This is a genomic window from Bradyrhizobium sp. P2_E8 (assembly GCF_056403875.1).
In genome coordinates, this window is sequence record NZ_JBFUES010000131.1 from 1 (window position 1) to 11,454 (window position 11,454).

Genomic DNA, 11,454 nt, shown 5'->3' on the forward strand with positions numbered 1-11,454 from the left:
GTGATCGAGTTGACCTGCGGATAGCGCGCCAGCAGCGCGAGGAAATCACGGGCCTGCGTGTCGGCGCCCTTGCCAACCACGAGCGGCAGCGCCAGGAACCGGCGCGAGACATAGGGCTCGAGCACCGCGCCGTCGTCGGCGATGACGGAGAGGCGGCCGGCCTCCTGCCACAGCGCGAACGCCTTGCGCTCGGTGAGCTCGATCATGAGCTGGCCCGGATAGAGCTTCAGCACGGTCGCATCCGCGATCCAGGGATTGGCCTTGAGCTTGTCGCGCACGGCGTCGGCGTCGAGGAACAACAGCGAGGAACGGCCGCTGACGCCGCCGATCGCGAGGATCTCGTCCTGGGTGAGCTGCTTGCGGCCGTTGATCACGACGGAGGTGATGCGGAAGCCGGCGGAATTGGCCATCGCGTTGCGGGCGTCGCTGACCGCCGTGACGAAATCCTGGAGGTGGCCGCCCTTGACGATGCCGAAGCCGCAGCTCCCGATCAGCAGCAGCACGGTCATGCTGATCCCGACCCGGCGCGGCAGATAGCGCTCGACCAGCGCGACCACGCGCGGCGGCGGCTCGCGCTCGACCAGCGCCTTGGCCTTCGCTTTGGTCTTGATCTTGTCCTTGGCGGCAGCGCGAACCTCGACGCGCTTGTCCTGCACCCACTCGCGCAGAAGCACGACCGCTCCGATAGCGGCCGCCTTCAGATCAGCTTGGGGCCTCAGCGATCTCAGAAGCGACCGGGTGAGGCTTCCTGCACCATCCATTGCACGAGCTCGTCAACAGTTTGCCCGCGACATCGCGCGGGTCCTGGCGAACATGACGTCTCGGACTTGCCGGGCCGGATCAGCAGACGAAGCCTCTCCCATCAAAGCGTTCGCTGGAGGTGACCTCACCCGCAACAGCTCACGCGCCGGCAGCCAAAGCGCCATATGCGCCGCCAGCGTTAACCTTCGGATGTCCTGGTAAACAAAAGGTAAACTTCGTTAACGCCGGACGCTTTTTGCCCAGCCCTGTGAGGCATTTATGCCGCGATGTCCGGCATTTTACCGGATTTGGGGCCCAAAGCGGGCCGTTTCGCCCGTTTGGCCGTTAACCAGTCCTAACTATTTCCGCACACCCCGCCCGGCGAGCTCGACCAGGCCGTGCAGGAAGTCGACGAACGCGATGCCCTCGGCCTTCAGCGCCTTGGGGTAGAGCGAGGACTTGGTCAGCCCGGGGAGCGTGTTGGTTTCGAGATAGATGAGGCCCTTGGCCGAGACGATGAAGTCCGAGCGGGAATAGCCGGTGCAGGACATCGCCCGGTGCGCCAGCATCGCCTGCTCCTTGAGGGCGGCGGTGATCTCGGGTGCAAAACGGCCCGGGCAGATCTCCTGGGTCGATTTCAGAAGGTATTTTGCGACGTAGTCGAAATTGCCCTCGCCCGGAATGATCTCGATCGGCGGCAGCGAGACGATCGAGCCGTCGGCGCGCTCCAGCACGCCGCAGGTTGCCTCGATGCCGGCGATATAGGGTTCGATCACATACTCCTCGTGCTTCGCGGCATTGCGGACGGCGACGAGGTCCTGCCTGGCGTTGACGAAGATGAGGCCGTAGCTCGACCCGTCCCGCGCCGGCTTTGCGATCAGCCGGCCGTATTCGGCGAAGGCCTCGTCGATATCGTCCAGTGCAATGTTTGCCGGCGGTGTCACGCCGCCGAGTGCGGCGAAGTGCTTCGCCGCGATCTTGTCGAAGGCGAGATGCGAGGAGGCCGAGCCCGAGCCGGTGAACGGCACGCCGCGCGCCTCGCACATCACCTGCAGTTCGCCGTTCTCGGCACGTCCGCCATGCAGGCCGAGCACCAGCACGCGGTCTTCCGCCCTGGCCTGGTCGAGCGCCTGCGCCAGCGGAATGCCTGATGTGCCGGGCTTGAACTCGTCCTCGAAGGGGCGAGCATGTTCGAGCAGCTGCTTCGACTGCACCACATGCACCTTGTCCTCGACGTCCCACCACCAGAGATCGGCCTCGGGCAGCGCCTGATGCAGCGCCTGGGCCGAGGCAACCGAGACCAGACGCTCCCGGTTGGAGCCGCCGAAGAGGATGGTGATGCGCATGTCTTCCGTTACCTATCCAGTCGTCATTCCGGGATGCGCCGCAAGGCGCAGGCCCGGAATCCATACTCCCGATCGTGGTTATGGATTCCGGGCTCTCGCTTCGCGAGCCCCGGAATGACGGTGATCATGAAACCCCGATCCGCTTGATTTCCCAGTGCAGCTCAATTCCGGAATTGGCCTTCACGCGTTCGCGCACGGTCTCGCCCAGCGTCTCGATGTCGTGCGCGGTGGCATCGCCCGTGTTGATCAGGAAATTGCAGTGCATCTCCGAGACCTGCGCGCCGCCGACGCGCAAGCCGCGGCAGCCGGCGGCGTCCACCAGCTTCCAGGCGGAATGGCCGGGCGGATTCTTGAAGGTCGATCCGCCGGTCTTTTCGCGGATCGGCTGCGCGGTCTCGCGATGGCTCTGCACCTCCGCCATGCGCGCGCGGATCGCGTCCGCATCCTTGACCTCACCGCGAAAGCGCGCGGACGTGAAGATGACGGAGGGGTCGACGCCGCTGTTGCGATAGACGAACTTCATGTCGGCATTGGAGAAGACGTGCTTTGTGCCATCGCGGCCGACGCCTCGCGCCTCGATCAGCACGTCCTTGGTCTCGCCGCCATTGGCGCCCGCATTCATGCGCAGCGCACCGCCGATCGTGCCGGGAATACCGAAGTAGAATTCGAGCCCGCCGATGTTGGCGGATGCCGCCACCTCCGCCACGCGCTTGTCGAGCGCAGCCGCGCCTGCCGTAACAATGTCGTCGCTCGCGCTCGCCTCGCCGAAGGCGCGCGGCGCCAGCCGGATCACGACGCCCGCAATGMCGCCGTCGCGCACGATCAGATTGGAGCCGACGCCGACGACATAGACAGGAATGTCGCTTGCGAGATGCGCGAGGAAGTAGGCGAGATCGTCTTCATCCGCTGGCGTGAACAACACCTGCGCCGGACCGCCGACGCGAAACCAGGTCAGCTCGGCGAGCGACTGGTTGGCCAGCAGCCGGCCGCGCAGATCAGGCATCGCGGCTTTGAGGGCGRGGGTGATSTCGGGGAAGGTCATGCAACTCCCTCAATTGAGGGAAGCACACTGCTTCCGTTCCCTCCCCCCTTGCGGGGGAGGGTCAGGGAGGGGGGTAGCCCCAAGCGAGATTGGAGTTTGTCGCCACCCCTCTCCCCCACCCTCCCCCGCAAGGGGGGAGGGAGCGCGGTGTGCCGTGTGGCCCCAGATGAGTTACACAAGCGCATGCTCACCCCAGCGCCTTCAATTCGCCGGGCAGTGCATACGCCCATTGCGTGATGTTGCCGGCCCCAAGGCACACGACGAGATCGCCCGATGTCGCGAGCCCCTTGACGATGCCCGCGAGCTCCGGCGCCGCCGGCAGCGGGACCACCTCACGGTGGCCATGGGCGCGCAGGCCGGTGACGAAATGATCGCGGTCGATACCTTCGATCGGCGCTTCGCCGGCGGCATAGACATCGGCGACAACAACCGCGTCCGCATCGTTGAAGCAGGTGCAGAATTCCTCGAACAGCGATTGCAGGCGGGTGTAGCGATGCGGCTGCACCACGGCGACGATCTTGCCGTTGGTGGATTCCCGCGCCGCCTTCAGCACCGCCGCGATCTCAACGGGGTGGTGGCCGTAGTCGTCGATCACGGTGACGCCGTTCCATTCGCCGGTCTTGGTGAAGCGGCGTTTGACGCCGCCGAAGCCGGCGATCGCCTTGCGGATCGCCTCGTCCGACACGCCGAGCTCGCGCGCGACCGCGATCGCGGCCGTCGCGTTGGAGGCGTTGTGGCGGCCCGGCATCGGCAGCATGAGATCGGCGATCTCGTGCACGGCGCCGGTCTTGCGATCGCGGAACGCGACCTTGAACTTCGATCCGCCGCCCGTCGGGGTGAGATCGACCAGTCGCGCATCGGCCTGCGGATTCTCGCCGTAGGTGATGATGCGGCGATCCTCGATCTTGCCGACGAGACTCTGCACCACGGGATGATCGATGCACATCACGGCAAAGCCGTAGAACGGCAGGTTCTCGACGAAATGACGGAACGCGTCCTGCACCGCCTCGAAGGTCTTGAAGTGATCGAGATGCTCAGGGTCGACATTGGTGACGATCGCAACATCGGTCGGCAGCTTCAGGAACGTGCCGTCGCTCTCGTCGGCTTCCACCACCATCCAGTCGCCGGCGCCGAGACGCGCGTTGGAGCCGTAGGCGTTGATGATGCCGCCATTGATGACGGTGGGATCGAGCCCGCCGGAATCGAGCAGCGTCGCGACCATCGTCGTCGTGGTGGTCTTGCCGTGGGTGCCGGCGATGGCGACGCAGCTCTTCAGCCGCATCAGCTCGGCCAGCATCTCGGCGCGGCGCACCACAGGGATGCGCCGTTCGCGCGCCGCCATCAATTCCGGATTGTCGCGCTTGATCGCGGTGGACACGACGACGACCGCGGCGCCGTCGACATTCTCCGCCTTGTGGCCGACCGAGACCTTGGCGCCCTTCTTGCGCAGACGGTCGAGATTGTAATTGTCGGAGGCGTCCGAGCCCTGCACGGCGTAGCCGAGATTGACCAGCACCTCGGCGATCCCGCTCATGCCGATCCCGCCGATCCCGACGAAGTGGATGGGTCCGATCTCGCGCGGCAGTCTCATGCTCTGTTCCCTGACCTCGCCGCCGGAGACGGCGGCATCTGGCGAAGGTCACGGCCAAATCAGCCGCGCGCCTTTCCTACTGGATGCCCCGCTTTAGAAGGCGAAGACAAGGGCTTTTTCGCGTCAGATTCCCGCGACCTTGACCACCAGATCGGCCAGCCGCTCGGCGGCATCGAGCCGCCCTGCCCCCTTCGCGGCCGCAGCCATGGCGGCAAGGCGCGCCGGCTCGGCAGCGAAGGCGGAGATTTCGGAAGCCAGCCGATCCGAGGTGAACTCGGTCTGCGGAATGCGGATCGCGCCATCGACCTTGGCCAGCACGCCGGCATTGGCGAACTGGTCCTGGTCGATCGAGCCCGGCAGCGGCACCAGGATCGACGGCCGGCCGATGGCGGCGAGCTCAGCGACGGTGCCGGCGCCGGAGCGCGACACCACCAGATGGTTGGAGGCGAGCCGCGCCGGCAGATCGGTAAAGAACGGCGCGAGCTCGGCATTGATCTTGAGCCTGTCGTAGACCGCGCGCACGCGATTCATGTCCTCGTCGCGCACCTGCTGGGTGAGGCTGAGCCGGCCCCACAGCGCAGGCTCGAGCCGCTCGATCGCGCCTGGCACGATGTCGGCCATGATACGCGCCCCCTGGCTGCCGCCGACGACGAGCAGGCGCAGCGGGCCGTTCGCCTCGGGTGCGGCATAGGGCACGGCGGCCGCGGCGAGGATCGCCGGTCGCATCGGCGTGCCGACGGTCGTGGTCTTGCCTGATAGCGCCGGGTCGCGGTCGAGCACGCCCGGCAACGACGTCGCGATGGCGCGGACGCGGCTCGACAGAAACCGGTTGGCGCGGCCGAGCACCGCATTGGCGTCATGGATGATGCCGGGCACGCCGGCGAATTTTGCCGCGACCAGCGGCGGCAGCGTCGGGTAGCCGCCGAAGCCGACGACGGCGACCGGCTTCAATCGCTTGATCAGGCTGTAAGCGGAAAGCGTGCCGGCGGCGAGCGTGAGACCGGCGTAGGCGAGCTGGAACGGATTGCGGCCGCGCGCAGTCTCGCTCGAGACGACGTCGATCATGTCCTTGCTGAACAGCCCGCTGTAGCGCAGCGCCCGCTCGTCCGTGACGAGACGCACGCGAAAGCCGCGCCGGATCAGCTCGACGCCGAGCGCCTCGGCCGGAAACAGATGGCCGCCGGTGCCGCCCGCGGCGAGAAGAATCAGGGGGGAGGTGTCCATGAACGCCCTTTTACAAGGCCTCCGCCGTCATTGCGAGCGCAGCGAAGCAATCCAGACTGTCCCCGCGGGGGGATTCTGGATTGCTTCGCTGCGCTCGCAATGACGAAGAACTACGCGTAGCTGCGCATCGCCTCGGCGTGGCCGCTGGCCTCGACCTCGGTGCGCGGACGCAGCCGCGTCAGCGCCAGCATCATGCCGACGCCATAGGCGAGCGACACGATCGAGGAGCCGCCATAGGAGATGAAGGGCAGCGTCATGCCCTTCGCCGGGATGAGCTGGAGGTTGACCGACATGTTGATCGCCGCCTGCACGCCGAACAGGATCGCAAGGCCGGAGGCCGCAAAGCGCGAGAACATGTCCTCATTGGCATAGGCCCGCGACAGCGTGCGGATGACGACGAAGGCGAACAGCGCCAGCATGGCAAGGCACAGGATGATACCGAACTCTTCCGCCGCGACCGCGAACACGAAGTCGGTATGACTGTCCGGCAGGCTGCGCTTGGCGATGCCCTCGCCCGGTCCGAGCCCGAACCAGCCGCCGTTGTAGAAGGCCTCCATGGCGGTATCGACCTGGAAGGTGTCGCCCGAGGCGGGATTCATGAAGCGCCTGATGCGGCCGGCGACGTGCGGGACGAACAGGTAGGCGCTGAAAAGCCCGGCGGCGCCGAGGCCGGCGAGCCCGAACACCCAGATCATGCGCATGCCCGCGATGAAGAACAGGGAGCCCCACACCATCAGGACCAGCATGGTCTGGCCGAAATCCGGCTCCATCACCAGCAGCGAGACCAGCATCAGCAGCAGCACCAGCGCCATCGAGGTCGCCGGCATCTCCGGCCGCCTGGTCGATTCCGCGAACAGCCACGCGGCGATGACGACGAACGATGGTTTTGCGATTTCGGAGGCCTGGATGTTGACGCCGAGCAGCGTGATCCAGCGCCGCGAGCCCTTCACCTCCGGGCCGATCGCGAGCGTCACCACGATCAGGATGATGCTGACCGCGAAGATGAGCAGCGCGCTTCGCCGGATCGCGCGTGGCGACAGGAAAGAGACCCCGAGCAGCACCAGGCAGGACGGCGCCAGGAACATCACGTGCCGGCTGAAGAAATGGAAGGGATCGAGCCCGATGCGGGTCGCAACCGGCGGGCTCGCCGCCAGCGACAGGATCACGCCGGTCAGCATTAGCGCCAAGATGGCGCCCATCAGCGGCTTGTCGACGGTCCACCACCACTCGGAAAAGGGGGTGCGTTCTTCACGGGAGAGCATGGGCGGCCGCTTTCGGACGGAGGTCAGCCCATTGGTCGCCGAGGTTGGTTTACGGGGGGTTAAGGAAACGGGAATGTTTCGAGATAGAGGGAGCCCTCACCTCAAATGCTCGTCATGCCCCGCGAAGGCGGGGCATCCAGTATTCCAGAGCCGTCGAGATTCATAACGACAGCCGCGGCGTACTGGATCGCCCGGTCAAGCCGGGCAATGACAGCGGAGTGAGGGACGGGGGCGTTGCGTCACACCACCGGCTTCACGCCCGGCAGCGCCTGCACCAGCTCGCGGAACTTGGTGCCGCGGATCTCGAAGTTGCGGTACTGATCGAAGGACGCGCAGGCGGGCGAGAGCAGCACGACCGCATCCGTGAGGCCCGAGGCTTCCGCGTCGCGCGCGGCGTGCTCGACCGCAACGTCCAGCGTCTGGCTGATCTCGTGCGCGACCTGTGTCCCCAGCGTGCCGGAAAACTCCGGCGCGGCCTCGCCGATCAGGTAGGCCTTGCGGATGCGCGGGAAGAAGCCCGTGAGGCTTGTGATACCGCCGGCCTTCGGCTTGCCGCCGGCGATCCAGAAGATGTCGGCAAAGGACGACAGCGCATGCGCGGTGGCATCCGCATTGGTGCCCTTGGAGTCGTTGACGAACAGCACGTTGCCGCGGCGGCCGACCTGCTCCATGCGATGTGCAAGGCCCGGAAAGCTGCGCAGGCCGTTCTGAAGCACCTCAAAGCTGATACCCATTGCGAGCGCGGCGGCGGCGGCGCAGGCCGCGTTCTGCGCGTTGTGCAGGCCACGCAGCGAGCCGATGCCGCCGAGCTTGGCGACTTCGCTGCGGGCGCCGCCCGCGGTGCGCACGATGGTGCCGTGCTCGACATGGATGCCGCTCGCCAGCGGATTCTTGACGGAGATGCGCACCACGTTCTTGCCGGCGCGGTCGAGCCGGTCGGCGATGTCGCGGCAAAACCCGTCGTCGACGCCGACGATCGAGGTGCCGCCTGCCTGCACGCCGGCGACGAGGCGCTCCTTCACCGCGGCGTAGTGCGCGATGGTGCCGTGACGATCGATATGGTCCTCGCTGACATTGAGCAGGATGCCGACTGAGGGATCGAGCGAGGGGGTGAGGTCGATCTGGTAGGACGACATCTCGATGACGTGGACGCGGCCCGTGCGCGGCGGCTCCAGCGACAGGATCGCGGTGCCGATATTGCCGCCCATCTGGGTGTCGTAGCCGGCGACCTTGGTGAGATGCGCGATCAGCGCCGTCGTGGTCGACTTGCCGTTGGTGCCGGTGATGGCGACGAACGGCGCATCCGGCGCATGGCGCCGCCGCTCGCGGCAGAACAGCTCGATGTCGCCGATCACCTCACAGCCGGCCTCGCGCGCCTTCAGCACGCTCCAGTGCGGCACGGGATGGGTCAGCGGCACGCCGGGCGCAAGCACCAGCGCTGCGAAATTCGCCCAGGAGACGTTGCGCAGGTCCGCGGTGATGAAACCGGCCTGCGCGGCCTTGGCGACGTTGTCGGCATTGTCGTCGGCGGCGATCACCTCGGCGCCGCCGGCTTTCAGCGCGTGACAGGACGCGAGCCCCGAGCCGCCGAGGCCGAATACCGCGACTGTCTTGCCGGCGAAGGACGTAACCGGGATCATCGATCGATCACCGCAGCTTCAGCGTCGAGAGGCCGGCCAGCGCCAGCATCACCGAGATGATCCAGAAGCGGATCACGATCTGCGGCTCGGTCCAGCCGAGCTGCTCGAAATGGTGGTGGATCGGCGCCATGCGGAAAATGCGTTTTCCGGTGAGCTTGAACGACACCACCTGCACGATGACGGAGACCGCCTCCAGCACGAACAGGCCACCGATCACCGCGAGCACGATCTCGTGCTTCACCGCGACCGCGATGGCGCCGAGCATGCCACCGAGCGCGAGCGAGCCGGTGTCGCCCATGAAGATCGAGGCCGGCGGCGCGTTGAACCAGAGGAAGCCGAGGCCGGCGCCCAGCAGCGCGCCGCAGAGCACCGCAAGCTCTCCGGTGCCGGCGACATATTTGATCTGGAGATAGTCGGCGAACACCGCGTTGCCGGCGAGATAGGCGATCATCGCAAAGCTCGCGGTCGCGATCATCACGGGCACGATGGCGAGGCCGTCGAGACCGTCGGTGAGGTTCACCGCATTGCCGGCGCCGACGATGACGAAGGCACCGAACACGACGAAGAACCAGCCGAAATGCAGCACGGTGTCCTTCAGGAACGGGATCGTCAGCGCGGTCGACGCGGGATCGCGATTCAGGCGCACCAGCGCGTAGCAGGCCACCAGCGCGATGGCCGCCTCGATCAGCAGGCGAAGCTTGCTGCCGAATCCGGTCGTGGTCTGCTTGGTCACCTTCAGGTAGTCGTCATAGAAGCCGACGAAGCCGAAGCCGAGCGTCACCGCCAGCACGATCCAGACATAGGGATTGAGCGGGTTGGCCCACAGCACCGTGCCGACCGTGAGGCCGGACAGGATCATCAGCCCGCCCATGGTGGGCGTGCCCTTCTTGGCGAGATGCGATTGCGGTCCATCTGTCCGGATCGGCTGGCCCTTGCCCTGTCGGATACGCAAATGATCGATGATCCAGGGCCCGAACAGGAACACGAACAGCGCGCCGGTGACCACCGCGCCGCCGGTGCGGAAGGTGATGTAACGGAAGACGTTCAGGAAGGTGCGAAAGGCACCGAAGCCCGGAAATGTGTTGGAGAGCTCGATCAGCCAGTAAAACATTCAGTCGGTCCTATGGCGCCTTCGCACGGGCCTTGGTTTTAATCTTGGCCTCAGCGTGCCTCACGCGCATTCGCTGGTCTTCATCATGGGGTCGGGCGACCTCTGGGAAAAAGCTTCGCGCCGCAAAGGGTGGGATTCGGGAACAGCGCCTTCCAAGCAGTTTACGCCTTTGCCTGCAAGGCGGCCACTAGGCCCGGCACAAACTTGTTGACCCAGAACATCTTCTTGCTGCCCTTGACAACCACGACGTCGCCTGCCCTCAGCAGGCTTGCGACCTCGCCCGGCTTCAGCGTGGCGGGATCGTCGTGCCAGCCAAGGCCCTTGCCGGCCGGCAGCACGTCGTAGAGGTGGCGCATCAGCGGCCCGACGCAATAGACGCCATCGATGCCTTCAAGATGCTTGGTGAGGCCGGTGTGGTAGCTCGGTGCGTCATCGCCCAGTTCCAGCATATCGCCGAGCACCGCAATGCGGCGGCCACCAGTCACATTGCGCGCCTGCAGGCTTTGCAGCGCAGCAGCCACGCTGGCCGGATTGCCGTTGAAGCTGTCGTCGATCACGGTGACACCGCCGACCGCCTGCTCGACGCCGCGGCCGGTCATGATGCCGACGCGGTCGAGCTTGATCGCGAGCGTCGCGGCATCGAGATTCGCCGCGCGGATCGAAGCGAGCGCGGCGAGCGCATTCTGCACGCGGTGCGGCGCGCCCGGCGTCAGGCTGAAGGCGATCTGCTTCTTGCCGATCATCGCGACGACCTGCCAGCTCTCGCCATGCGGCGCGTGCGTGACCTCGTGCACCTCGGCATGCTCGCCGAAGCGCACCACCTTGCCCTTCCATTCGGATGCCTTGAGCCCGGCGGGCAGCACCAGCACGCCATTCTCCTGCAGACCGAGCGCGATCGAGACCTTCTCGCGCCGGATGGCCTCGAGCGAGCCGAGCTTTTCCAGATGCACCGGCTGGACRTTGACGACGAGCGCGACGGTCGGCCGCGTCAACTCGCTGAGCCGCGCGATCTCGCCCGTCTGGTTCATGCCCATCTCGACGACCCAGAGGCTGGCATCGGGCCGCGCATTGCACAGCGTCAGCGGCACGCCCCAGAAATTGTTGAAGCTCGACGGGCTGGCATAGGCGCTCGGATAGGCCGCCAGGAATTCCTTGGTGCTGGTCTTGCCCGCGCTGCCTGTGAGCCCGATCACCGGCCCGCTGAAGCGCGCGCGTGCGGCGCGCGCGAGGCCCCAGAGGCCGTCGATCAGCGTGTCCTTCACGACGATCTGCGGGATACGGATGCCCGCGATCTCGTGCGGCACGATCATCGCGACCGCGCCCGAGGCTTCCGCCTTGTCGGCGAACTCCCAGCCGTCGCGCGCGCTGGCGAAGGCCGAGATGAAGCCACCGCTCGGCGTGCCGCTGAGCGCGACGAACAGGCTGCCCGGCTTCACCAGGCGGCTGTCCTGCGTCACGAAGTCGATAGGCGTGCCCGGGAATGATCCGGCAGCGCCC

General features: G+C 66.4%; 9 protein-coding genes. All 9 read right to left on the bottom strand.

The features are described from left to right. The coding region (locus AC1D00_RS10045) for a cell division protein FtsQ/DivIB (protein WP_477010564.1) at positions 1-761 on the bottom strand (761 nt) is incomplete at its 3' end. A 339-nt stretch (positions 762-1,100) separates the two neighbouring features. Continuing rightward, entirely contained in the window at positions 1,101-2,087 is a 987-nt protein-coding gene (locus AC1D00_RS10050; protein WP_477010565.1) for a D-alanine--D-alanine ligase family protein, read from the bottom strand. 124 nt (positions 2,088-2,211) lie between these two features. Continuing rightward, positions 2,212-3,129: a UDP-N-acetylmuramate dehydrogenase gene (gene murB / locus AC1D00_RS10055; protein WP_477010566.1), complete on the bottom strand. Its 918-nt coding sequence runs from the start codon at positions 3,127-3,129 to the stop codon at positions 2,212-2,214. A 187-nt stretch (positions 3,130-3,316) separates the two neighbouring features. Further along, positions 3,317-4,720 (bottom strand): UDP-N-acetylmuramate--L-alanine ligase, encoded by a 1,404-nt coding sequence (gene murC, locus AC1D00_RS10060; RefSeq protein WP_477010567.1) that lies wholly within the window; start codon positions 4,718-4,720, stop codon positions 3,317-3,319. Positions 4,721-4,843: 123 nt separating this feature from the next. Further along, positions 4,844-5,944, bottom strand: coding sequence for an undecaprenyldiphospho-muramoylpentapeptide beta-N-acetylglucosaminyltransferase (gene murG, locus AC1D00_RS10065; RefSeq protein WP_135175851.1), 1,101 nt, complete (start codon positions 5,942-5,944; stop codon positions 4,844-4,846). Positions 5,945-6,054: 110 nt separating this feature from the next. Next, on the bottom strand, positions 6,055-7,206 hold the full coding sequence (ftsW, locus tag AC1D00_RS10070; protein WP_027544664.1) for a putative lipid II flippase FtsW: 1,152 nt from the start codon (positions 7,204-7,206) through the stop codon (positions 6,055-6,057). Positions 7,207-7,445: 239 nt separating this feature from the next. Further along, a complete protein-coding gene (gene murD, locus AC1D00_RS10075; protein WP_477010568.1) occupies positions 7,446-8,846 on the bottom strand; it encodes a UDP-N-acetylmuramoyl-L-alanine--D-glutamate ligase in 1,401 nt (466 codons plus the stop codon). A gap of 7 nt (positions 8,847-8,853) precedes the next feature. Continuing rightward, positions 8,854-9,957: a phospho-N-acetylmuramoyl-pentapeptide-transferase gene (mraY, locus tag AC1D00_RS10080; RefSeq protein ID WP_011089345.1), complete on the bottom strand. Its 1,104-nt coding sequence runs from the start codon at positions 9,955-9,957 to the stop codon at positions 8,854-8,856. Between the two features lie 161 nt (positions 9,958-10,118). Next, a partial coding sequence (locus AC1D00_RS10085; protein WP_477010569.1) for a UDP-N-acetylmuramoyl-tripeptide--D-alanyl-D-alanine ligase occupies positions 10,119-11,454 on the bottom strand: 1,336 nt, incomplete at its 5' end.